The following is a 22,836-nucleotide window of genomic DNA, read 5'->3' as shown; positions in this document are numbered from 1 at the left end:
CTAGACCAATTGTCCGCGCTTGTCCATAGCGATCAGCTCCCGCCAGCCCGGCACCGCCGCGCCGGTCCACTCGGCGTAGACCTGCGCGGGGAAGCTCAGCGGCGGCGCGGTGCGCGCGTCGGCCCGCGCCCGGGCGACCACGGCCTCGGTGATGGCGGTGCTCAGGTCCAACCAGGGCAGCACGCGCTCGGTGTCCGCCCGCAGCTGCGGCGGGATCCCGTTGACCCCCAACACGTCCGCGCCCGAACCGGCCTGCACCAAGGCGACCTCCGGGCGCATCCGGCCCGCGATGCCGACGCTGGTGTGCAGCGCGATCGCCTGCCAGACCACCTCGGCGACGGCCTCGTCGACGCCGCGCTCGCGCAGGAACCGCCGGGCCTCGTCGGCCCCGTCGACCTCGAACCGCTGCCCGGTCGAGAGCGTCAGCCCGACGTCGTGCAGCACGCAGCCCAGGAACAGCACCTCCAGGTCGACCTGGGCGCCCCGCCCGATCTCCCGCGCGTACACGAAGGTCCGCACGGCGTGGTTGAAGAGGTACTCGGGGTGGGTGGCGCGGACGAATTCCCAAGCGCCGCGGGCCAATTCGGTGTCGGGCAGTCCCAGTTCGTCATACATGCCCGCCATCGTGGTGCGCGGCCGGTGCCCGCACGAGTGGCCTGAACGCCGCCTACCGCTAAGTTTCGGACGTGCACCGCATCGCCGTCCTGGCCGTCGACGGGGTGGTCGGCTTCGAGCTGGGCATCCCCGCGCTGGTCTTCGCCACCGCCGTCCACTTCATCGGCGAGCCCCGCTACGCCGTCCGCGTCTGCGCCCCGACGCGGGCGGCCACCGCCGAGGCGGGCCGCTACGCGATCCAGGCCGACTGCGGCCTCGACGAGCTGGCCGCCGCCGACACGCTCATCCTCCCCGCCCGCCGCGACTTCGCCGACGAGCCGCCCCCGGGCGTGCTGGCCGCCGTCGACGCCGCCGCCGACCGCGGGGCGCGCATCGCCTCCATCTGCACCGGGGCCTTCGACCTGGCCCGCACCGGCCTGCTCGACGGCAGGCGCGCCACCACGCACTGGCGCTTCGCCGACGACCTCGCCCGCCGCCACCCCGCGGTCACCGTCGACCCGGCCGTGCTGTTCGTCGACGAGGGCCCGGTGCTCACCTCGGCGGGCGCGGCCGCGGGCATCGACCTGTGCCTGCACCTGGTCCGCCGCGACCACGGCGCGGCCTTCGCCGCCGAGGTGGCGCGCGTGATCGTCGCCCCGCCGCAGCGCGACGGCGGGCAGGCCCAGTACCTGCGCCACCCCGATCCGGCCGACCCCGACCGCAGCCTGCGCCCCACGCTGGACTGGCTGCGCGCCGACTTGGCCGCGCCCGTCACCGTCGCCGCGATCGCCCGCCACGCCGGGCTGAGCCCGCGCGCGCTGACCAGGCGGTTCCAGGCCGAGGTCGGCGCGCCGCCGCTGCGCTGGCTGCTGCGCGAGCGGGTGCGGCGGGCCCAGCACCTGCTGGAGACCACCGACCTGGCCGTGGACCGGGTCGCCGCCGAGTCCGGGTTCGCCACGGCGGTCACCCTGCGCCACCACTTCACCCGGGTGGTCGGCACCTCGCCGCAGTCCTACCGGCGCACGTTCCGCGCGTAGGGCTACTCGGCCTGGGCCTCCCGGCGGGCCTTCGCGCGCCGCTTGCCCTCGTGCATCGCCTGCACGCGCGCGACGGGGATCGTGTGGCCTTCGGCGATCAGGTCGTCGGGCAGGCGCTGCGGCGCGGGCATCGACTCGGCCCACGGGTCGCCGCTGATCAGCTTCGGCACGGTGTGGATGGTGAAGTCCGCGGGCGTCACCGAGTCCAGATCGGACCACGCCACGGGGAAGGACACCGGGGTGCCCGGCCGCAGCCGCGGGCTGTAGGCGGTTACCACGGTGACGCCGCCGGAGCGGGTCGCGTCGAGGAAGACCTTGCCGCCGCGGTCCTCGCGGATGAACGCGGTCGTGGCCAGCGCGGGGTCGACCCGCTCGGCGCGGGCGGCGATGGCGCGCGTCGCGGCGGCCACGTCGTCGACCTCGTGCTTGTCGATGGGCACGAAGATGTGCACGCCCTTGGCGCCGCTGGTCTTCACCACGCCTTCGAGCCCGGAGTCGGCCAGCGCCTGGCGCACCAGCCGCGCCGCGGCCACGACCGTGGCGAAGCCCGCGCCCTCCGGCGGGTCGAGGTCGATGCAGATGTGGGTCTGGTCCCAGGTCCCGGCGTAGATCAGCGTCGTGTGGTACTCGATGGCGCGCTGGTTGGCGAACCACAGCAGCGTCTTGCGGTCGTCGCAGACGGCGTAGGAGACCTCCCGTTTGGACGCCTCGGCCCACACCTTGACCGTCTTGACGAAGTCCGGGGTGTACTTGGGGACGTTCTTCTGCATGAACGGCCCCTGCCCGCGCAGCACCCGCACCACCGACAGCGGTCGGTCGCGCAGCACGGGGATCATCCGGTCGCGCATGGCGTCCACGTAGTCGACCAGGTCCCGCTTGGTCGCGCCCGCGCCGTCGAACAGGGCCTGGTCGAGATTGGTCAGCGGGACGCCGTCCCGCTCCTCGCCGCTCATGCGCCCCACCCTGCCCACGATGCCGGGCGTGGTCAACTCCGTCGCAGCCGTGCCACCAGCACCGCGGCGGCCAGAACTCCGAACGCGATTCGGGTGACGTCCACGGCCGGGACCCACCGCGCCTCGCCCCCGCGCACCACGAACGCGCCCACCGGCCTGCTGATCATGCCCAGGCCGTGGCCGCGCAGGCGGCCGTCGTGCCCGCCGCCGCCACCCCCGGTCACCGCGGCGGCGCGCAGCACGGTGACCCCGTCGCGCTCGTACGGCTGCGCCCAGACCAGCTCCACCCCTCCATGCTGGCCCACCGCGGGCCGCGCCGGACACCGCGCGCGTGCCCTGCCGGAAAATCGGTAGCCACCGTAAGTAATCATGGGGGTATGAGTGCGACAGTGGTGGCCAAGGGACTCGCCGCCGGCCCGGGTGACCGCGTCCTGTTCTCCGGCCTCGACCTCGTGGTCGCCCCGGGCGACGTCGTCGGCCTGGTGGGCGTCAACGGCGCGGGCAAGTCGACCCTGCTGCGCACCCTGGCGGGCCTGCAGGCGCCGGAGGAGGGGGCGGTGACCCTCACCCCGGCGACGGCGACCGTCGGCTACCTGCCGCAGGAGCCCGACCGGCGCCCCGGGGAGACCGTCCGGGCGTTCCTGGCCCGCCGCACCGGCGTCGCCGAGGCCCAGGCCGTGATGGACGCCGCCGCCGAGCGGCTGGCCGCGGGCGCGCCCGGCGCCGACGACGAGTACGCCGCCGCCCTGGACCGCTGGCTGGCGCTCGGCGGCGCGGACTTCGCCGAGCGCGCCGAGGAGATCGCCGCCGACCTGCGGCTGGACCAGGAGATGGTGTCGCTGTCGGGCGGGCAGGCCGCGCGCGCGAGCCTGGCGTCGCTGCTGCTGAGCCGCTACGACGTGATGCTGCTCGACGAGCCGACCAACGACCTCGACCTCGCCGGGCTGGAGCGGCTGGAGCAGTTCATCGCCGGGCTGCGCTCGGCCACCGTGCTGGTCAGCCACGACCGCGAGTTCCTCGCGCGCACGGTGGACCGGGTGCTGGAGCTGGACCTGCACCAGAACCAGGTCGCCGAGTTCGGCGGCGGCTACACCGCCTACCTGGAGGAGCGCGAGCGCGCCCGCCAGCACGCGCGCGAGGAGTACGAGGAGTTCGCCTCCACCAAGGCCGCGCTGGAGGCCCGCGCGCGGATGCAGCGCAACTGGATGGAGAAGGGCGTGCGCAACGCCCGGCGCAAGGCGACCGACAAGGACAAGTTCGTCCGCAACTACCGGGCCGAGACCTCGGAGAACCAGGCCGCGAAGGCCCGGCAGACCGAGCGCGCGCTGGAGCGGCTGGAGGTCGTGGAGGAGCCCCGCAAGGAGTGGGAGCTGCGCATGACCATCGCCTCGGCGCCGCGACCGGGCGCGGTGGTGGCCGCGGTGCGCGACGCCGTGGTGCGCCGCGGGGCGTTCACCCTGGGGCCGGTGTCGCTGGAGATCGGCTGGCCGGACCGGGTGGCGATCACCGGCGCGAACGGCTCGGGCAAGTCGACCCTGCTGGCCGCGCTGCTCGGCCGCCTCGAACTGGACGAGGGCGAGTCCTACGTCGGCCCGGGCGTGCGCGTCGGCGAGGTCGACCAGGCGCGGGCCCGGTTCCTGGGCGACGAGCTGCTGGTCGACGCCTTCGGCCGGGAGGTGCCGGACTGGCCGACCGCGGAGGTGCGGACCCTGCTGGCCAAGTTCGGGCTGACCGCCGAGCACGTGCTGCGGCCCGCCACGACGCTCTCGCCGGGGGAGCGGACCCGCGCGGGCCTGGCCCTGCTGCAGGCGCGCGGGGTCAACCTGCTGGTGCTGGACGAGCCGACCAACCACCTCGACCTGGCCGCGATCGAGCAGCTGGAGTCGGCGCTGGACGCCTTCGCGGGCGCCCTGCTGCTGGTCACCCACGACCGCCGCATGCTCGACGCCGTGCACGTGACCCGGCGCATCGCCGTGCGCGACGGCCAGGTCACCGAGCTGTGAAACCATTCGGACGGCGGTTGTGATCACTCTTTCGGCCTAGTCGCGGAAACTGTTTCCGTCGCTTTCCGTGAATGAGTTTTAGTGGGTTCTGGGATTCCCGCAAATACTGTCGAGTTGGCTTGACAGTCGCTCACGGCTGCCACTAGCGTCCGCTCCGGATCTTCACGGAGGTCCGATTGTTCCGGGTGCCAGCCCATTTCACCGGCCCTGCTGAGCCGTGGTAATCGCAGGTAGGAGCTTGCCGACGGCAGTGCATCGCAGTCCTTGGGAAACAGTGACGCATGACACTGGGCGGAAAGGTAGACAATGACGGACATTGACCTCGACGCGCGCCGAGCCATGGCGCACGTATTCAACTCCGCGGTCGCGGCTTCGGCCATCGGCGCGGCGTGGGAAATCGGTGCATTAGACCAATTGAACGAGCACGGGAAACTGGAGATCGCCCAGTTCGCCGAGGACAACGACCTCGATCTCGACTCGACCCGCGCGATGTTCCAGGCGCTGGCCTCGGTGGGGATCGTGGAGCGCTCCGAGGCGCACGTGCTGACCGGCCCGCTGTTCGCCGAGACCCTGCGGACGCGCTCGCTGTTCCACTGGCTGGTCCAGGGCAGCGGCGCGTTGTTCTCGGCGATGTCGTCGGTGCTGCGCCGCGCCAACCGCCACGGCCGCTACTACACCCGCGACGCCGCGGCGATCGGCTTCGCCTGCCGGGAGATCAACGCCCGGTTCTTCGACCCGGTGTTCTGGTCGGTGATCTCGGGCCTGGACTTCCCGGTGCGGCGGGTGGCGGACCTGGGCAGCGGCAGCGGCCAGCGGCTGCTGGACCTCATGCGCGCCTTCCCTGAGGCGACCGGCATCGGCGTCGACGTCGCCGCCCCGGTCCTGGAGTTCGCCGACGGCGAGCTGAACGCCTCCGGCCTGGCCGACCGCGTGACGTTCGTCGAGGCCGACGTGCTCGCCCTGCAGCCCCGTCCGGAGTTCACCGACGTCGAGCTGCTGACCTGCTTCATGATGGGCCACGACTTCTGGCCCCGCCCGAACTGCGTCGCCACCCTGCGCAACCTGCGCACGCTCTTCCCCAACGCCCGCCGCTTCCTCATCGGCGAGACGGCCCGCAACACCGAGCACAAGGACACCGACCTGCCGGTCTTCACCTTGGGCTTCGAGCTCGGCCACGCCCTGATGGGCGTGCACCTGCCCACCCTCGCCGACTGGCACGGCGTCTTCGCCGAGGGCGGCTGGACCTGCGTCCACACCCACCCGGTAGACACCCCGGCAGGCTCGATCATCTTCGAACTCGAACCCGCCTGACTCCCAGTGGCCGGGCGGCGGGGGCCGCCCGGCGGAGAGGGCAGGATTCGAACCTGCGCGGGCCATCAAGACCCTTCCTGCGAACAGGAACCCGTTAAGCCACTCCGGGCACCTCTCCTCGTCCAGCTACCCACAACTCTGCCCGCCCACCCTGACGGCAGACTGACCTCCCCCTGACGATGCAGGTCCCCGAGCCTGCCGCTACTCGCGCCCCTGGCGGTGCCACTGGTCATGCGAGCGCCTGCCCTCAGCACGGGCGAATCAGCCCAGCGGTCCGCGCCTGCCACCCCCGGATCCGCCGACCTTCCACCCGGCCGCCTGCGCTTGCTCTGCTTCCCGGCCCCGGCCCCGGCCCCGGCCCCGGCCCGGCTTCGGCCCCGGCCCGGCCCGGCTTCGGTCTCGGTCTCGGTCTCGGCCCCGGCCCGGCTTCGGCCCCGGCCCGGCTTCGGCCCCGGCCCGGCCTCGGCCTTGGCCTTGGCCCCGGCCCCCGGGTCCGGGTCCGCGTGCCCCCGGCACCTGGTCCCTGGCGTCCGGCCCCTGGCTCTCGGCGCCTGCCCCTCGTCGCCTCCGCTGGCGCCCCCACCTCCGCCGGTTCCCGCGCCCTGCCGTGCGAGCCGCCTCGGCGACCCCGCTGTCGCACGAGCCCCTGCCCACGCCTGCTTGCCCACACGACCGTCCGCGCTCCCGCGGCCGGTGTGCCCGCCGCGCCCCCGTCCGCGGGCCGCGGGCCGCGGGCCCTGCTAGTCCCCAGCAGGCTGCGCGAGCCCGGACCGAACCACGTCGAGTACTCGGTCGGTCGTCCCCTTGTCCTTGCTGTACCGCTGCATCGCCTGGCACCCCACCAGCAGCGTCTTCACATCCCGAACGGTGACGTCGGCCCGAATTGCCCCCGCCTGCTTGGCTCGGTCGACCAACTCGCCCAGCATCGCGATGAACCGGTCCTCGACCCCCACCGGATCACTCCCCGCCAGCGCCTCGACCAGCCCCTGATCGGACGCCCCCTCCTCGACCACCCGCCCGATGAACTGGAACAACGCCTCCCCAGGCTCAGCCGACTCGCTCAGCGCCCGCCCCTGCTCCGCCATCTGATCCAGCCGATGCGCCACGATCGCCCGGAACAGCACCTCCTTGGTCGGGAAGTGCCGGTACAGCGTCCCCGGCCCCACCCCGGCCCGCCGCGCGATCTCATCCACCGGCACCGAGATCCCCTCAGCAGCGAACGTCTCGTACGCCACCTCCAACAACCGCGCCCGATTCCGCGCAGCATCGGCCCGCATCGGCTTCTCGCCCACGACACCTCTCTTCTCTGAGAACTAGCTGAGACCACTCGACACCCGGAGCGCGAGTTCCGTATAGTCAAACCGGAACGCCCGCCCCGATTCTAGCCGAAGGAGCCCTCCATGTCCCGCCCAACCCGCACCCACTCCCTCCTACCCACCCCAGCCCTCATCAACACCCCACCCCGCACCCCAACCACCCAATCCGCCCACCCCACCCCCACCCCAGGCGGCCCGCACCCACCCCACCCGCCGACACTCAACCTCACGACCCCTCCGCCCGCTCCTTCGCAACTCGCCCCACCCCCTCAAGCCGCTCCGCGGACCTCTACCCACCGCGCCTACCCCTCCCGCTCGTCCCGCCCACCACTCCGCCCGCCCGTCTTCCTGCCCCTCCCGCCCCTCTGCTCGGTCCGCTCACCTCTTCAGGTGTTCCAGCCCCCTGCCCGCCGGTTCCACCCCTTGGCCATTAGTCCGACCGCTCCCTTCGCCAGCTTCAGCCACTCCGTCGCCATCTACCCATCGGCTGATTCCAGCCACCCCTCCGCCAGTCGACCCGCCACCAGTTCACGCCCACCCGTCTCTCCACCCCTCACTGCCATGAGCCCATATCCACCCACACCAGCCCTCACCCACGTCTCGACCCCACCCAGCCCGCCCAACCCGACCCGCGCGGTTCTGCGCCGCCAGCACACGGCTACTCTCAAGCCCCCAGCCCGCCGACTCGCCCGTCTACCAACCCTTCCGCACCTCCACCCAGTGTCCACTAAGTACAGCGCCTCCTGCCTCGAACGCCGAATCGAGCCCACGGGCCCGCATGTGACCGCTCGCCAGCAGTGGTACCGCACGGCCAGACATCAGCTCGCGGTACGACCAGTGCGACCTCGGCGCAAACTCGAGTCGTGCCGAAGACGGCCGTCCTTCGCCGTCCCGAGCTGACACCAGCCCGTCAGTTCCCACACCCCATTCCGCCGTGCGCACGACACGGCTAGGTGGTTGCTGCCCTGCATGGATTGACCCGAGCGCAACTCAACTGCGCTCGGGTCAACCAGCCGTGATCGAAGCCCCTGTGCCCAGATCAGCCGCCGTTGCGGGGCGTATAGGTGACGCGGTGGGGACGACGGGTGGTGGAGCTGTTGTGGATGGTGGCGTTCATCAGGGTGCGGCCCAGGGCGGATCGGGCGCGGAGGGCTGGGTGGGTTGCGCCGAAGTCGGCGTCGTTGGTTGCTGCGTCGCCGGTGAAGGGGCCGGAGGCGAAGAGGGCGTAGCTGACGACCGGGGCGCCCTCGGGGGTGAAGATCAGGCCGGCTTCGTTGCGGCCGTCGTTGAACCAGCCCGCCTTCGTCGCCACGCGCAGGCGTTCGGGGGAGGTGAGCTGGAGTCGGATTCCGTCGGTGAAGGAAGTGAGGGAGCGCAATGCGTTGAGCAGGTACTGGGTCGATGACTCGGTGAGGAGTTCGCCCGCCGCCAGGCGGTGCAGCAGGGAAGTCGTCTCACGGGGGGTGGTGGTGCCCAGGAAGAAGCGGTTCGGGTTGGTGACCGGCACGACCTGCGTGTGGGTGAAGCCCTTGGCGCGCAGGATGTCGTTCAGCTCCAGGGCCGGACAGACCAGGCCGCACAGGCGGACGGCGGTGTTGTCCGACACCGTCAGCAGGGTGGCTAAGGCATGGCCGAGGGTGACCGAGCTGGGGTAGGCGCCATCCAGCCCGAAGATCCCGTCGGTGTCCCGGATGACGATGTCGGCGGTGACCTCGACCCGCTGGTCGAGTCGCAGCAAACCGCGGTCGACCTTGTCCAGGACGGCCACGGCCACAGCGATCTTGTTGACGCTGTACGCCTCGACCACCCGATCCGCCTCGACGGCGACGACGTCGTCGAACTGTCCGTCTGCGTCGGCCATCGCCACAACCGAGGACCACACACCGCCCGCGCGGTAGGTCTCCCGCGCGTAGCGCCAGGCGATGGCGTGGTGGGCTTGGGCCAACGTGGTCGGCGGCTGCGCGTCGGGCTCCGCGCTTCGGTCGACGCCGTCATCGGCCACGTCGAGGCCCGAGGGGGAGGGGGTGGGGGCGGGGGAGGAAGGGGTGGCGTGCGCTCGGCCGGTGACGGCTCCGAGCAGTGCGGTCGTCGCGGTCGTCGTGCCCAGGCCGAGCGCCGTGCGGCGGGTGAGTCGCATGTGGGCATCCAACCGCATTGCGGCGCAGTGTGGTGCTGGATTGCCTCAGTCCAAGCGTCGGCCAACCGTCCTGCCAAGGCGTCAGAGGCGACCTGCGTCGATGATGCGGTGCAGGAACTGGCGGGTGCGGGGGTGGGTGGGGTTCACCAGCAGTTGCGACGGCGGGCCTTGCTCCACCAGCCTGCCCTCGTCCAGGAAGCAGACGCGGTCGGCGACCTGCTTGGCGAAGCCCATCTCGTGGGTCGCCATGAGGATGGTGCGGCCGGTGGTGGCGAGGTCGCGGACCAGGGACAGGACCTCGCCGACGAGTTCGGGGTCGAGGGCGCTGGTGATCTCGTCCAGCAGGAGCAGGCGCGGGTGGTAGGCCAGCGCGCGGGCGATGGCCACCCGTTGCTGCTGGCCGCCCGAGAGGTGGTTGGGGTAGGCCGCGGCCTTCTCCGGGAGGCCGACGCGCTCCAGGAGGGCGTGGGCGTCGGCTTCGGCCTCATCGCGGGCGACGCCGTGGACCACGCGCGGGGCGAGGGTGATGTTGTCCAGCACCGTCATGTGCGGGAACAGGTTGAACGCTTGGAACACCACCCCCATCGAGCGGCGCGCGACGTCGGGGTTGACCCGCGGGTCGGAGATGTCCTCGCCGTCAAGCATGATCTGGCCGTCGTCGAGGTCTTCGAGGAGGTTCACGCAGCGCAGAAGGGTGGACTTGCCGGAGCCGGACGGGCCGATCAGGACCACCACCTCGTGCTCGGCGACGTCGAGGTCGATGCCGTCGAGGACCCGTCGACCGCCGTAGGACTTGGTCAGGTTGCGCACGGACAGCAGGCTCACAGCGCCCCCTGCCGCTCAGCGGCCCGACGCGACACGAAGTCGGCGAGCCGGGCCGAGGGGATGGCCAGCAGGACGAACAGCAGTCCGGCCACCACGTACGGGGTGAAGTCGTAGGCGGTGGCCGCCGAGATCTGCGCGGCCCGCACGGCGTCCACCGCGCCGAGGACCGAGATGAGGCCGCAGTCCTTCTGCAGGGCCACGAAGTCGTTGAGCAGCGCCGGGGTCACCCGCCGAACCGCCTGGGGCAGGACCACCAGCCGCATGGTCCGGCGGTGGTCGAGCCCCAGCGACCGGGCCGCAGCCAGCTGCGACGGGTGGATCGACTCGATCCCGGCCCGGAATACCTCCGCGACGTACGCCGAGTACACCAGCACCAACGCGATCCCGCCGAGCAGCACCGGATCGTTCGGCACCCCGGTCAGCCGCAGCCCGGGCAGGCCGAACCCGACCAGGTACAGGCAGATCAGCAGCGGCAGCCCGCGGAAGAGGTCCACGTACACCGTCGCCATCACCCGCACCGGAAACCACACCGGCCCGCGCAGCGACCGCAGGAACGCGATCAGCAACCCCATCACCAGGATCACCGCCGCGCACACCACCAGTACCCGCAGGTTCAGCCACAACCCCGCCGCCACCGACGGCAGCGACGCCACCGCCACATCCCAGTCAAGGAACGACTCCCGCACCCGCGGCCACCCCGGCGACCCGGTGACCACGAAGTACGCGACCCCCGCAAACACCACAGTCGACCCCAACGCCACCGCAGTCGACCGCCGAGCCCGCGACCGCCGATAAGCCAGCCGCCCCCGCTGCACTTCGCTCACCATCACGCCCCCACCCGCCAATCCACCAACACCCTACGACCCACCAACCGACCACCCACCGCCCCTATGCCCCGCCAAGCCACCCACCAACCCACGAACCGCCAAGCGGCGACCGCCCCACGAACCGGCAAGCGGCGACCGCCCTGCAGCCGCCAACCCGCCGACCACCCCCGCTGGCCGCTGAGCGGTGAGCTGCCCCGCAGGCCGCCAAGTGATCGACCGCCCCGGGGTCGCTGAGCGGTGGGCCGCCCCAGAGGCCGCCAAGTGGTCAACCGTCTTGCGCGTCGAGAAGGGCCGACCGACTTCGCGGGCTACCAAGCCGCCAACCGCCCTGTGGACCGCTGAGCGGCGGACTGTCCTGTGGGCAGCCAAGCGGTCGACGGCCCTGGGGTTGGGAAGGGCGCGACCGATCCGTGGGCTGCCAAGCCGCGACCGCCCCCGGGGGCCGCTGAGCGGCGGACTGTCCTGTGGGCAGCCAAGCGGTCGACCGCCTGGGTTGAGAGGGGCGCGACCGATCCGTGGGCTGCCAAGCCGCGACCGTCCCCGCAGGCCGCTGAGCAATGGACCGCCCCGCGGACGCCGAGCCGCCGATCGCCCTGCGGGGCGAGAAGGCTCCAGTCGGCCCGCAGGGCGGCCACGTCACCGACAACCCTGCGGGCCGCCGAGCGGTGACCGCTCGTGGGCTGCCAAGTCAACCCAACGCCTCGCGGGTTGCGCAGGTCCGACCGACCCGTCGAAACGGAAGCCGTGTCTGGCTTTGGCTCGCGAAGCCGTCGACGGCAGCGGAGGGTCGACGGGGCGGCCGTCGACCGAGCGACGACAGCTCCGCGCGCCGGTGAGCGGTTGACCGACTGAGGCGCGAGCGCAGGTGTTCCCTGCGGTGGCGCGAGGCCGAGGTGGTGGCGCGAGGCCGAGGTGGTAGCGCGGGGCGAGGTGTGGACGGGTGCTGGGGGTCGGCGGCTCCGCAGGGAGAGGCGGGGTTGGACGGTCACCGCAGTTCTGGGGCGGTGGTGGAGGTGGTGAGCCACTCCTGTTCGAGGCGGGCGAGGATGCCGTTGGTGCGGAGGGCTTCGATGGAGGTGGAGACGCAGTTGGTCAGGGGGCTGCCCTTGTCGAGGACGATGCCGAATTGCTCGGGTTTGCCGTTGCCCCGGGGGAGTTGGCCGACGATCTTGCCGTTGGTCAGCTCGGCTGAGGTGATGTAGAAGGCGGTGGGGAGGTCCACTACCAGGGCGTCGATCTGGCCGGTGGTGAGGGCGGCCTTGGCGTCGTCATTGGTGTTGTAGACGGCGACGTCCTTGGTGGGGCCCAGGGCGACGGCGGCGGAGTATGACGTGGTGCCGACCTGAGCGCCCAGCTTCATCCCGCGGAGGGCCTGGAGGGTCTTCACCTCGGCGGCGGGGGAGGAGTTGAGGGTGATGACCGCTTGAGCGACGTCGTAGTAGGGCGCCGAGAAATCGACGGCCTGGCGGCGTTCCTCGGTGATCGAGAATTCGGTCAGGTTGGCGTCGAAGGGCTTCTTGCCGGGTTGGATCGCGGCGTTGAAGGGGACGCGGGTCCAGACGACGTCGGTGGGGGCGTAGCCCATGTACTCGGCCAGGGCGTAGGCCACGGCGGACTCGAAGCCGCGGCCGTTGGTCGGGTCGTTGTCCACGTACCACGGCTCGTACACCGGCTCGTCGGTGGCGAAGGTGAGCTTGCCGGGGGTGAGCGTGGGCAGCGACGCCTTCACGCAGGACTGGCCGGGCGGGGTCGGCTGCTCGGCCACCGGCGCGCACGCGGTGAGCACGAGTGCGCCGAGAAGGGCGATCATGCGCATGCCGCGCATCATCGCGCAGTACCGGCCACTAGCGACAGAGCTCCCACCAGCCGGCCGCCTCACCTGCGCAACAGGTAGACGTCCATCACCCAGCCCTTGGCCGCCCGCGCCCGCTCCCGCTCCCGCTTGATCAGCTCGCCGACCTCCGACACCCGCCCGCTGATCAGGATCTCGTCCGGGGTGCTCACGTACGCCCCCCACCGGATCTCCGCCTCCGGGTAGGCCAGGAACGCGCACCGGGCGTCGAGCATGACCACCAGGTCGTCCACCCCTTCCGGCCAGCCCTGCGCCAGCCGCCGGCCGGTGGTGATCTGCACCGCCCCGCCGACCTGGTTGAGGGTCGTGGCGTGCCGGGCGGCCAGGGCGGAGACGCTGCTTATGCCCGGCACCACGCCCAGCTCGAAGTCCACCCCGCGCTCGCGCACGTCGGCCAGGACCGCGATGACGCTGTCGTAGAGCGACGGGTCGCCCCACACCAGGAACGCGCCGACCTCGCCGGGGCGCAGGTCGGCGACCATCTCCGCGCACACGTCCGCGCGCCGGGCCCGCCAGTCGTCGACGGCGGCGGTGTACCCCGGCGACACCCGGTCGCGGGCGGGGTCGGCGCCGCGCACGACCCTGGCCTGCGGGGCGTGGCGGCTGATCAGCGCCTCGCGCAGGGCCATCAGCTCGCCCGCCGCGTCGGGCTTGTCGAGCAGGAACACCACGTCGACCCGGTTGAGCACGCCGACGGCCTGGAGGGTTAGCTGGTCCGGGTCGCCCGCGCCGATCCCGACTACCTCGATGCGCATAGCGCCAGAACCTAGCCGTTCAGCGTGCGGCTGCGGCCGCGGAACTCCGCCACCACCTCGTCACCGCGGGTGACCGTCACGTCGTAGATCCCGCTGCGGCCATAGCGGGTGCGCTCGACCGCGCGGGCCGTCAAGCGGTCGCCCTGGTACACCGGAGCGACGAATGTCACGTCCGCGCCCGCGGCGACGGTCACCGGCCCGTGGCTGTTGCACGCGCAGGCGAACGCGGTGTCGGCGAAGAGGAAGACGTAGCCGCCGTGGCCGATGCCGTGCCCGTTGACCATCGTCTCGGTGACGGTCATCGTGAGCTCGGCCCAGCCGGGGCCCGCGTCGGCGACCTGGATCCCCAGCGCGGAGGAGGCCAGGTCATCGGCCATCATGCGGGCTACGGGTTCAGGGATCACGGGGAGATGCTACCCACACCTTGGTTGCCCTTCCGAAAGTAGGACGTCAAACTAAATGCGGCACCCGCACCGCTGGAGGCTGACGATGACCGCACCGCTGCACCGCCCCGTGAACCCGGTCCGGTTCGTGACCGCGGCGAGCCTGTTCGACGGCCACGACGCCGCCATCAACATCATGCGGCGCATCCTGCAGAGCCAGGGCGCCGAGGTGGTGCACCTGGGTCACAACCGCTCGGTGCGCGAGGTGGTGACCGCCGCCCTGCAGGAGGACGTCCAGGGCGTGGCGATCAGCGCCTACCAGGGCGGTCACGTCGAGTACTTCACCTACCTGGTCGACCTCCTGAAGGAGGAGGGCGCGGGCCACATCAAGGTCTACGGCGGCGGTGGCGGGGTCATCGTGCCCGCCGAGATCGCCCTGCTGCACGAGCGCGGCGTCGCCCGGATCTTCTCCCCGGAGGACGGCCAGCGGCTCGGCCTGGCCCGCATGATCAACACCATGGTCGAGGCGTGCGACCACGCCCTGCCCGCCGACGTCTCCGCCGAGGCCCTGCTCGCGGGCGACCAGCGCGCCCTGGCCAGGGCCATCACCCTCATCGAGTCCGGCCGCGCCCCCGCCGACCTGCTGGCCCTGGTCGCCGAGGCGGCCGCGGCCAGGACCGTGCCCGTGCTGGGCATCACCGGCACCGGCGGCTCCGGCAAGTCGTCGCTGACCGACGAGCTGGTCCGCAGGCTGCGCGTCGACCAGCAGGACAAGCTGCGGGTGGCGGTCATCGCCGTCGACCCGACCCGGCGCAAGGGCGGCGGCGCGCTGCTCGGCGACCGCATCCGGATGAACAGCATCGACGGCGGCCCGGTCTTCTTCCGCTCGCTGGCCACCCGCGGCGCCGACACCGAGGTCCCCGCGGGCCTGGCTGACGCCATCGCCGCCTGCAAGGCGGCCGGGCACGACCTGGTGATCGTCGAGACCCCCGGCATCGGCCAGGGCGACGCGGCGATCGTGCCGTTCGTCGACGTCTCCCTCTACGTGATGACCCCGGAGTTCGGCGCGGCGTCGCAGCTGGAGAAGATCGACATGCTCGACTACGCCGACGCGGTGGCGATCAACAAGTTCGAGCGCCGCGGCGCCGAGGACGCCCGCAGGGACGTGGCCCGCCAGCTGGTGCGCAACCGCGAGGCGTTCGGCGCGCAGTGGTCGGACATGCCGGTGTTCGGCACCAGCGCGGCCACCTTCAACGACGACGGCGTCACCGCCCTCTACCAGGAGCTGCGCGGCCTGCTCGCGGCCAAGGGCGTCCCCTTCGCCGAGGGCGTGCTCCCGCGGGTGGAGACCAAGACCTCCGGGCACGCGGCCAGCGTCGTCCCGCTCGCCCGCCAGCGCTACCTCTCCGACATCGCCGACACCGTGCGCGCCTACCACCGCCGCACCGACGAGCAGGTCGCCGCGGTCCGCAAGCACCGCGCGCTGGAGACCGCCCGCGACGCCCTCAAGGACACCCCGTCGGCCGACCTGGACGAGGTGGCGGCGGCCGCGGCCGAGGCGGTCGACCCCGAGGTGCGGGTCGCGCTGGCGGAGTGGCCCAAGACCGTCGAGCAGTACCGGGCCGACGAGCTGGTCGTCAAGGTCCGCGACAAGGAGCTGCACACCCCGCTGTGGCGGGAGACGCTCTCGGGCAACAAGGTCCCGCGCGTGGCCCTGCCGCGCTTCGACGACGAGGCCTCCCTGGTCCGGTTCCTGCGCAAGGAGAACCTGCCCGGCCGCTTCCCCTTCACCGCCGGGGTGTTCCCGTTCAAGCGCGATGGCGAGGACCCGGCCCGGATGTTCGCGGGCGAGGGCGACGCCTTCCGCACGAACCGCCGGTTCAAGCTGCTCTCCGAGGGCAACCCGGCGACCCGCCTGTCCACCGCGTTCGACTCGGTGACCCTCTACGGCCGCGACCCCGACACCCCGCCGGACATCTACGGCAAGATCGGCACCTCCGGGGTCTCGATCGCCAGCCTGGACGACATGAAGGCGCTCTACGCGGGCTTCGACCTCACCGCGCCGACGACCTCGGTGTCGATGACGATCAACGGCCCGGCCCCCACGATCCTGGCGTACTTCCTCAACACCGCCATCGATCAGCGCGTCGACGCCTTCGTCGAGGAGCACGGCAGGCAGCCCGACGAGGACGAGCGCAAGGAGCTGGCCGCCTGGGCGCTGGCCAACGTGCGCGGCACGGTGCAGGCCGACATCCTCAAGGAGGACCAGGGCCAGAACACCTGCATCTTCTCCACCGAGTTCAGCCTGCGGATGATGGCCGACATCCAGGAGTGGTTCATCCGCAACAAGGTCCGCAACTTCTACTCGGTGTCGATCTCGGGCTACCACATCGCCGAGGCGGGCGCCAACCCCATCAGCCAGCTGGCGTTCACCCTGGCCAACGGCTTCACCTACGTCGAGTCCTACCTCGCCCGCGGCATGCACATCGACGACTTCGCCCCGAACCTGTCGTTCTTCTTCTCCAACGGCATGGACGCGGAGTACTCGGTCATCGGCCGCGTCGCCCGCCGCATCTGGGCGGTGGCGATGAAGGAGCGCTACGGGGCCAACGAGCGCTCGCAGAAGCTGAAGTACCACGTCCAGACCTCCGGGCGTTCGCTGCACGCCCAGGAGATGAACTTCAACGACATCCGCACGACCCTGCAGGCGCTGTGCGCGCTGTACGACAACGCCAACTCGCTGCACACCAACGCCTACGACGAGGCGATCACCACCCCGACCGAGTCCAGCGTCCGCCGCGCCATGGCGATCCAGCTGATCATCAACCGGGAGTGGGGCCTGTCGATGAACGAGAACCCCCTGCAGGGGTCGTTCATCATCGACGAGCTGACCGACCTGGTGGAGGAGGCCGTGCTCGCCGAGTTCGACCGCCTCTCCGACCGCGGCGGCGTGCTCGGCGCGATGGAGACCGGCTACCAGCGCGGGCGCATCCAGGACGAGTCGATGCTCTACGAGCACCGCAAGCACGACGGCTCGCTGCCGCTGATCGGGGTCAACACCTTCCTGCCGCCCGAGGGCGACGAGGACCAGGTCGCCGAGATCGAGCTGGCCCGCGCGACCGAGGCGGAGAAGGAGTCCCAGGTCGCCAGGACGCGGGCCTACCAGCAGGCCCACCAGGCCGAGGCCGCCGACGCGCTGGCCCGGCTGCGCGCGGTCGCCTGCACCGACGGCAACGTCTTCGACGTGCTGATGGACGCCGCCCGGGTCTGCACCCTGGGCCAGATCACCGAGGCGTTCTTCGAGGTCGGCGGGCAGTACCGCCGCAACGTCTGAGCCATACTGGGGCCATGCCCGGTCACCAGCGGGCGCGAACGAAAGGGGAACCGGTGATCAGCCGCGTCGGAGTGGTCGGGTCGGGCCTGATGGGCTCGGGCATCGCGGAGGTGTGCGCCCGCGCCGGGGTGGACGTCGTCGTCGCCGAGGTCAGCGGCGCGGCCGCGGAGGCGGGGCGGGCCCGGGTCGAGAAGTCGCTGGAGCGCGGCGTGCGCAGCGGGAAGCTGACCGCCGACGAGCGCGACGCCGCCCTCGGCAGGCTGCGCTTCACCACCTCGCTGGACGACTTCGCCGACCGGCAGTTCGTCGTCGAGGCCGTCGCCGAGGTCGAGTCGGTCAAGACCGAGGTCTTCGCCACCCTGGACAAGGTGGTCGAGGACCCCGAGGCCGTCTTCGCCTCCAACACCTCGTCCATCCCGATCATGAAGCTGGGCATGGCCACCGCCCGCCCGCAGCAGGTCATCGGCGTGCACTTCTTCAACCCGGTGCCGGTGCTGAAGCTGGTCGAGCTGGTCCCGTCGCTGCTGACCGCCGAGCAGACCAAGGAGCGGGCGAAGGCGTTCGTCGAGGGGGTGCTCGGCAAGGAGGTCATCGCCTCCCAGGACCGCGCCGGCTTCGTCGTCAACGCCCTGCTGGTGCCCTACCTGCTCTCGGCGATCCGGATGCTGGAGTCCGGCTTCGCCTCCGCCGAGGACATCGACAAGGGCATGATCCTCGGCTGCGCCCACCCGATGGGCCCGCTGCGCCTGACCGACCTCATCGGCCTGGACACCACCAAGGCGATCGCGGACTCGCTGTACGAGGAGTTCAAGGAGCCGCTGTACTCCGCGCCCCCGCTCCTGCTGCGCATGGTGGACGCCGGGCTCATGGGCAAGAAGTCCGGCCGGGGCTTCTACCAGTACTGACGCGGCAGGGGGCCGGGCCCGGACACCCGGACCCGGCCCCCCGTCCCCGCCCTACGCCGGGACCATGCCCATGAAGAGCAGCTTGTTGGGCGACCCCAGGCCGGGGTTGATCACGACGCCGGGGGTGGCGTTGTCGGCCAGCGCCGCGGCCGTCTGCCACGCGGTGTCACCGGGGAAGCGGTGGCGCCACAGCGCGGCGGTGCCCGTCACGTGCGGTGCGGCCATCGAGGTGCCGCTGAGCGTGGCGTAGGCGTTGTCCGCGGTGCCCCACGCCGAGTAGATCGACCCGCCCGGGGCGAACAGGTCCAGGCAGGGGCCGTAGCTGGAGAACGGCGAGCGGGTGTCGTTGTTGTTCGTCGAGCCGACCGTCGTCGCCGCGGGCGTGCTCGCGGGCGAGAGCGCGCAGGCGTTGGCGTTGGTGTTGCCCGCCGAGACCGAGTAGTGCACGTTCGAGGCGATGGAGTTGGCCACGGCGGTGTTCAGCGGCGCGAACGCCCCGCCGCCCAGGCTCATGTTGGCCACCGCCCGGGTGCCCGGGTTCATGATCGCGTTGTTGGTCACCCAGTCCACGCCCGCGATGACCCCGGCGTAGGAGCCCGCCCCCGCGCAGTTGAGCACGCGGACCGACACCAGCTGCACGTCCTTGGCCACGCCGACGGTCTGCCCGCCGACCGTGCCCGCGACGTGCGTGCCGTGGCCGTTGCAGTCGTTGCCGGGCGGGAAGACCCCGCCGACGGTGTCGATGCCGTAGATGGCCTGGCCGTTGAACTCCTGGTGGGTGTAGCGGATGCCGGTGTCGATGATGTACGCCTTCACCGACGAGGCGGTGTTGGGGTGGTGGTACTTGGTGTCGAAGGGCAGCGAGCGCTGGTCGATGCGGTTGAGGCCCCACGACGGCGGGCTGGTCTGCACCTGCAGCGCCGTGGTGCGCACCTCGGCGTCCTGCCAGATGGAGCGGAAGCGGCGGTCGAGGGCGAGCTTCTGGGCCTGCTCGGCGTCGGCCTTGACGGCGAAGCCCTTGAGCGCGCTGGTGTAGAGCTGGGTGATGCCGATGCCGTACTCGCGGGCCACCTCGTCGGCGGTCTTCTTGACCAGGTCGGCGGGGGCCTGCTCGTCGGCGAGCAGGGCGAGGTAGCTGTCGGCGATCGGCTCGGCATCGGCCGCCGCGCTGATCCGGCCGGGGCCTGCGTCGGCCAGCCTGAGGTCGCCGGGTGCGGCCGACACCGGGCCTGCGATGCCGCCGAGCGCCGTGGTCACGGCGGCGGCCAGGACGAGCCTGCGGGTGAGCTTCATGGGTCTCCTCCACGGGGATCAGGGACCTCCCGAGGAGACCGGACCGGGGTTGTGGCCGGGTTGTGGATCAGTTGCGGGCGGGGGCAGGCGGGTCGGGGGGCGACCCGACCCGCCTGCCTGCTCGCGCGACCGGGCGGCCCGGCTACTTGCCGAACCCGGCGGTGAGGCCGGTCAGCAGGAACCGCCGCCCGATCAGGTACACCACGAAGATCGGCAGCACGGACAGCGTCACCGCGGCCAGCAGCCCGGGGACGTTCGCCCCGAACTGGCCCTGGAACTCCCACAACCCCAGGGTCAGCACGCGGGTGTCGGTCGACTGCGTGAGCACCAGCGGGAACAGGAACCCGTTCCACGCCGTCAGCGCGGTGTAGATCATCACCGTCATCACCGCGGGCTTGGCCAGCGGCAGCACGAGGCTGCGCAGCGTCTGCAGCGGGGTCGCCCCGTCGAGCTCCTGCGCCTCGTACAGCTCGCGCGGCACGTCCCGCAGGCTGTTGACCATCACCAGGGTGGCCACCGGCAGGGCGAAGGCCGCGGTCGGCAGGATGATCGCGGTCAGGCTGTCGTAGAGGTGCAGCCTGGTGATGAGCAGGTACACCGGGATGATCGTCGCCTGCGCCGGGATCGCCAGGCCCATCAGCAGCAGCGTGAACCCGTAGCGCACGATCGGGCTGGTGCTGCGGGCGACGGCGTAGGCGCAGGGGACCGACAGCCCGATCACCAGGGCGACCGTGCCGACGGTGACGATGATGTTGTTGAGCAGGTACGTGCCGAACCCGCCCTCCAGCACCGTGGCGTAGTTGTCCAGCGTCGGGTTCGCGGGCAGCGACAGCGAGTCGCCGGTCAGGTACTCGCCCCGGCCGCGCAGGCTCCCGCTGAGCAGGTAGTAGAGCGGGACGACCACCACGACCAGCCACAGCGCGGCGCCGACGCCCGCCACGACGTTGGGCCGCGCGCGGCGGCGGGGGTGGACCGGGGGCGCGGACCGCGCCGCCGGACGGGTCTGCAGCGCGGTCACTGGCCCTCCTGCTGGCTCTGCATCGACCGGAACCGGGTCACCTTCATCGTGATCAGCGACAGGGCGGTGCCCAGCACGAGCAGCAGCACGGCGACCGTGCTCGCATAGCCCATCTGGAACCCGGCGAACCCGGTGTCGTACATGTACAGCGGGGCGATCCGGGTGGCGGTGCCGGGCCCGCCGCCGGTCAGGATCAGCACCGTGTCGAACGTGGTCAGCGAGCCGACGACCATCAGGATCGACGAGGTGACCACGGTGTAGCGCAGCTGGGGCAGCGTGACGAACCGGAAGCGGCCCCAGCGCGAGGCGCCGTCGATCAGGGCGGCGTCGTAGAGCACGGCCGGGATGTTGCGGGCCGCGCCCTGGTACAGCAGCGCGTGGAACGGGATGTACTGCCAGCTCACCACGAACACCACCGTGTAGAGCGCGATCTCGGGGTCGCCGAGGAAGCCGATCGACTGCAGGGCGGTGACCGACTGCGGCAGGCCGAAGTTCGGGTCGAGCAGGACCTGCCACAGCAGGGCGATCGCGGCGGTGGACAGCAGCAGCGGGATGAAGAACAGGGCGCTGAGGACGGCCCGGTTGCGCTGCTTGCCCGCCGACCAGGCCCCCATCAGCAGCGCGACGGGGGTCTGGACGGCCCAGGTGAGCACGATGAACACCGCCGTGCGCCCCAGCGAGTCCCGGGCGGCGGCGTCGGTGAGCAGCCGGGACCAGTTGTCCAGGCCCAGGAACTCGGGCGTGCCCAGGCCGTCCCACGCCGTCAGGCTCAGGTACACGACCAGGGCCATCGGCAGGGCGGCGAAGATCCCGAAGAACGCGAACGCAGGGAGCGCGTAGGCCGGGGACGGGCGGGCGGTGGTCATCTGTGTCGCCTCTTTGCGCGGAGGTGGTGATCGGTCAGGCGCGGTTCGCCAGCGAGTCGGCGAACGCCTGCGGGGTCAGCTTGCCCAGGAAGAACTCCTGCAGCTGGGTCAGCATGAACTCCGCCTGGTCGGCGGGCAGGTCCTGGTCCCAGGACAGCTGGAAGACCGGCGCGTCCTTGGCCAGCTCGTAGACCCACGTGGTGTAGTCGGCGTTCGGCGCGGACTTCAGCTGCTCCTCGATGCCCGCCACCGCGGGGACGTCGCCTGCGTCGATGAGCGCCTTGACGTACTCCGGCGTGGTCAGCTGGGTGGAGACGAACTCCTTGGCGGCGTCGAGCTGCGCCGAGCCCTCGGTCAGCGAGTAGTAGTTGGTCGCGTTGCCCACGACGTTGCCCGGGTCGCCCTTGCCGCCCGCGATCGACGGGAACGCCACCCAGCCGAGGTCACCGGCCTTGACGAAGTCCGGGCTCTGGCTCAGCTGGTTGGTGTACTCCCAGGAGCCCATCAGGTGCATGGCCGCGCGGCCCTGGGCCAGCAGGGTGGACGCGCCGCCGATGTCGTAGCCGACCGAGGCGAAGTTGTCGCCGAAGGCGCCCTTGTCGATCAGGCCCTTGAGGACGGTCATCGCCTCGACGACCTTGGGGTCCTTCCAGCCCTGCGGGCCGTTGTCGCGGATGTTCTGGAACACCTCGGGCCCGGCGATGCGGTCGAGCACGTACTCGGCCCACATCAGCTCGGTCCACGCCTGCGACCCGGCCAGCGCGATGGGGGTGACGCCCTTGGCCTTGAAGGTGTCGACCAGGGACAGCAGGTCGTCCCAGGTCTTCGGCGGCTGCGCGCCCGCCTCGGCGAACAGCTTCTTGTTGTAGAAGAGCACCACCGGCTGCATGCCCCGCATCGGGATGCCGTAGTGCTTGCCGTTGATCTTCGCCCCGTCCAGCACGCTGGGCAGGAACGCCGCCTTCAGCTCCGGGTTGCCGTCGAGCAGCCCGGTCAGGTCGGCCACCTTGCCCGCGTCGACGTACTCCTTGAGGTTGCCGCCGCCCCAGTTGAAGAACACGTCCGGGGCCTGGGGGGAGCCCAGGGCCACCCGCAGCTTCTGCTTGTACGGGTCGTTGGCGAAGGTCTCCAGCTTGGCGCGGTCGGCGCCGAAGCGGGTGATCGAGTCCTGCTCGATCTTGTTGAGCGCCTCGTCCTGCAGCGCCCAGACGACCACCGGCTCCTGGGCCCCGCCCCCACCCGCGCCCGGACCGGCCGTGCCGCACGCCGCGAGCGCGGCTGCGGCGACCACCGCGCCGACGGCCCTGAGCCGTGTCCCAATTCGGCGCCTCATCGCACCGCCCACCTTCCGAAAGTATTTCGATACAACCCCGACTCGGCTGGGAACCTATGACCGTCGAAATAGCGTGTCAAGACTCACATGGTCT

19 protein-coding genes and 1 tRNA gene are annotated in these 22,836 nt (G+C 71.6%); 5 read left to right on the top strand and 15 right to left on the bottom strand.

The window, feature by feature from the left end; all coding sequences use genetic code 11:
• Entirely contained in the window at positions 1–615 is a 615-nt protein-coding gene (locus tag ACWEPX_RS29410) for an HD domain-containing protein (RefSeq protein WP_451900508.1), read from the bottom strand.
• Between the two features lie 71 nt (positions 616–686).
• Here ACWEPX_RS29410 and ACWEPX_RS29405 point away from each other — a divergent pair, with 71 nt between their 5' ends.
• A complete protein-coding gene (locus ACWEPX_RS29405) occupies positions 687–1,631 on the top strand; it encodes a GlxA family transcriptional regulator (protein ID WP_451900507.1) in 945 nt (314 codons plus the stop codon).
• A gap of 2 nt (positions 1,632–1,633) precedes the next feature.
• On the opposite strand, the gene ACWEPX_RS29400 is transcribed toward ACWEPX_RS29405, so the two are convergent.
• Complete coding sequence (locus ACWEPX_RS29400; RefSeq protein ID WP_451900506.1) at positions 1,634–2,584, bottom strand: DNA polymerase domain-containing protein; 951 nt, start codon at positions 2,582–2,584, stop codon at positions 1,634–1,636.
• A gap of 32 nt (positions 2,585–2,616) precedes the next feature.
• Positions 2,617–2,871, bottom strand: a complete 255-nt coding sequence (locus tag ACWEPX_RS29395; RefSeq protein WP_451900505.1) for a hypothetical protein — start codon at positions 2,869–2,871, stop codon at positions 2,617–2,619.
• Between the two features lie 90 nt (positions 2,872–2,961).
• Here ACWEPX_RS29395 and ACWEPX_RS29390 point away from each other — a divergent pair, with 90 nt between their 5' ends.
• Positions 2,962–4,587 (top strand): ABC-F family ATP-binding cassette domain-containing protein, encoded by a 1,626-nt coding sequence (locus tag ACWEPX_RS29390; RefSeq protein WP_451900504.1) that lies wholly within the window; start codon positions 2,962–2,964, stop codon positions 4,585–4,587.
• A gap of 306 nt (positions 4,588–4,893) precedes the next feature.
• Entirely contained in the window at positions 4,894–5,898 is a 1,005-nt protein-coding gene (locus ACWEPX_RS29385; protein ID WP_451900503.1) for a methyltransferase domain-containing protein, read from the top strand.
• A gap of 32 nt (positions 5,899–5,930) precedes the next feature.
• Here ACWEPX_RS29385 and ACWEPX_RS29380 read toward each other — a convergent pair.
• From ACWEPX_RS29380 to paaI, 8 genes are all read right to left on the bottom strand, one after another.
• Positions 5,931–6,016: transfer RNA gene (locus ACWEPX_RS29380), tRNA-OTHER, on the bottom strand.
• A 622-nt stretch (positions 6,017–6,638) separates the two neighbouring features.
• Positions 6,639–7,190, bottom strand: coding sequence for a TetR/AcrR family transcriptional regulator (locus tag ACWEPX_RS29375; protein WP_451900502.1), 552 nt, complete (start codon positions 7,188–7,190; stop codon positions 6,639–6,641).
• A gap of 1,063 nt (positions 7,191–8,253) precedes the next feature.
• The gene (locus ACWEPX_RS29370; RefSeq protein ID WP_451900501.1) at positions 8,254–9,351 is read right to left on the bottom strand and encodes a serine hydrolase; all 1,098 of its coding nucleotides are present in this window, start codon (positions 9,349–9,351) and stop codon (positions 8,254–8,256) included.
• 81 nt (positions 9,352–9,432) lie between these two features.
• Positions 9,433–10,176: an amino acid ABC transporter ATP-binding protein gene (locus ACWEPX_RS29365; protein WP_451900500.1), complete on the bottom strand. Its 744-nt coding sequence runs from the start codon at positions 10,174–10,176 to the stop codon at positions 9,433–9,435.
• Complete coding sequence (locus tag ACWEPX_RS29360; RefSeq protein ID WP_451900499.1) at positions 10,173–10,916, bottom strand: amino acid ABC transporter permease; 744 nt, start codon at positions 10,914–10,916, stop codon at positions 10,173–10,175. The genes ACWEPX_RS29365 and ACWEPX_RS29360 overlap by 4 nt, the downstream gene beginning before the upstream one ends.
• Before the next feature lie 1,072 nt (positions 10,917–11,988).
• Positions 11,989–12,819, bottom strand: a complete 831-nt coding sequence (locus tag ACWEPX_RS29355) for an ABC transporter substrate-binding protein (RefSeq protein ID WP_451900498.1) — start codon at positions 12,817–12,819, stop codon at positions 11,989–11,991.
• Between the two features lie 59 nt (positions 12,820–12,878).
• Complete coding sequence (cobF, locus tag ACWEPX_RS29350; RefSeq protein ID WP_451900497.1) at positions 12,879–13,610, bottom strand: precorrin-6A synthase (deacetylating); 732 nt, start codon at positions 13,608–13,610, stop codon at positions 12,879–12,881.
• Positions 13,611–13,621: 11 nt separating this feature from the next.
• On the bottom strand, positions 13,622–13,990 hold the full coding sequence (gene paaI / locus ACWEPX_RS29345) for a hydroxyphenylacetyl-CoA thioesterase PaaI (RefSeq protein ID WP_451900562.1): 369 nt from the start codon (positions 13,988–13,990) through the stop codon (positions 13,622–13,624).
• A 109-nt stretch (positions 13,991–14,099) separates the two neighbouring features.
• Here paaI and icmF point away from each other — a divergent pair, with 109 nt between their 5' ends.
• A complete protein-coding gene (gene icmF / locus ACWEPX_RS29340) occupies positions 14,100–17,327 on the top strand; it encodes a fused isobutyryl-CoA mutase/GTPase IcmF (protein WP_451900496.1) in 3,228 nt (1,075 codons plus the stop codon).
• 14 nt (positions 17,328–17,341) lie between these two features.
• A complete protein-coding gene (locus ACWEPX_RS29335) occupies positions 17,342–18,232 on the top strand; it encodes a 3-hydroxybutyryl-CoA dehydrogenase (RefSeq protein WP_451900495.1) in 891 nt (296 codons plus the stop codon).
• 51 nt (positions 18,233–18,283) lie between these two features.
• Here the strand turns inward: ACWEPX_RS29335 and ACWEPX_RS29330 are convergent, their stop codons facing one another.
• The 4 genes from ACWEPX_RS29330 to ACWEPX_RS29315 form a co-directional block, all read right to left on the bottom strand.
• The gene (locus ACWEPX_RS29330) at positions 18,284–19,525 is read right to left on the bottom strand and encodes a S8 family serine peptidase (protein ID WP_451900494.1); all 1,242 of its coding nucleotides are present in this window, start codon (positions 19,523–19,525) and stop codon (positions 18,284–18,286) included.
• A 142-nt stretch (positions 19,526–19,667) separates the two neighbouring features.
• Positions 19,668–20,543, bottom strand: a complete 876-nt coding sequence (locus ACWEPX_RS29325) for a carbohydrate ABC transporter permease (protein WP_451900493.1) — start codon at positions 20,541–20,543, stop codon at positions 19,668–19,670.
• Positions 20,540–21,409, bottom strand: a complete 870-nt coding sequence (locus ACWEPX_RS29320) for a carbohydrate ABC transporter permease (RefSeq protein ID WP_451900492.1) — start codon at positions 21,407–21,409, stop codon at positions 20,540–20,542. The genes ACWEPX_RS29325 and ACWEPX_RS29320 overlap by 4 nt, the downstream gene beginning before the upstream one ends.
• Before the next feature lie 34 nt (positions 21,410–21,443).
• Complete coding sequence (locus tag ACWEPX_RS29315) at positions 21,444–22,742, bottom strand: extracellular solute-binding protein (protein WP_451900491.1); 1,299 nt, start codon at positions 22,740–22,742, stop codon at positions 21,444–21,446.
• Positions 22,743–22,836: the final 94 nt, after the last annotated feature.

This window comes from Actinokineospora sp. NPDC004072 (assembly GCF_053604195.1).
Note: the sequence above shows the minus strand (reverse complement) of the source record. Positions and strands in the feature narration are given on the sequence as shown.

Excerpts from the sequence above, each read along its gene's own strand:
- ACWEPX_RS29390 (WP_451900504.1), top strand. The coding sequence starts at position 2,962 with ATGAGTGCGACAGTGGTGGCCAAGGGACTCGCCGCCGGCCCGGGTGAC.
- ACWEPX_RS29400 (WP_451900506.1), bottom strand. The coding sequence starts at position 2,584 with ATGAGCGGCGAGGAGCGGGACGGCGTCCCGCTGACCAATCTCGACCAG.
- ACWEPX_RS29385 (WP_451900503.1), top strand. The coding sequence starts at position 4,894 with ATGACGGACATTGACCTCGACGCGCGCCGAGCCATGGCGCACGTATTC.
- ACWEPX_RS29370 (WP_451900501.1), bottom strand. The coding sequence starts at position 9,351 with ATGCGACTCACCCGCCGCACGGCGCTCGGCCTGGGCACGACGACCGCG.
- ACWEPX_RS29355 (WP_451900498.1), bottom strand. The coding sequence starts at position 12,819 with ATGCGCATGATCGCCCTTCTCGGCGCACTCGTGCTCACCGCGTGCGCG.
- cobF (WP_451900497.1), bottom strand. The coding sequence starts at position 13,610 with ATGCGCATCGAGGTAGTCGGGATCGGCGCGGGCGACCCGGACCAGCTA.
- paaI (WP_451900562.1), bottom strand. The coding sequence starts at position 13,990 with ATGATGGCCGATGACCTGGCCTCCTCCGCGCTGGGGATCCAGGTCGCC.
- ACWEPX_RS29335 (WP_451900495.1), top strand. The coding sequence starts at position 17,342 with ATGCCCGGTCACCAGCGGGCGCGAACGAAAGGGGAACCGGTGATCAGC.
- ACWEPX_RS29320 (WP_451900492.1), bottom strand. The coding sequence starts at position 21,409 with ATGACCACCGCCCGCCCGTCCCCGGCCTACGCGCTCCCTGCGTTCGCG.
- ACWEPX_RS29410 (WP_451900508.1), bottom strand. The coding sequence starts at position 615 with ATGTATGACGAACTGGGACTGCCCGACACCGAATTGGCCCGCGGCGCT.
- ACWEPX_RS29315 (WP_451900491.1), bottom strand. The coding sequence starts at position 22,742 with ATGAGGCGCCGAATTGGGACACGGCTCAGGGCCGTCGGCGCGGTGGTC.
- ACWEPX_RS29330 (WP_451900494.1), bottom strand. The coding sequence starts at position 19,525 with ATGAAGCTCACCCGCAGGCTCGTCCTGGCCGCCGCCGTGACCACGGCG.
- icmF (WP_451900496.1), top strand. The coding sequence starts at position 14,100 with ATGACCGCACCGCTGCACCGCCCCGTGAACCCGGTCCGGTTCGTGACC.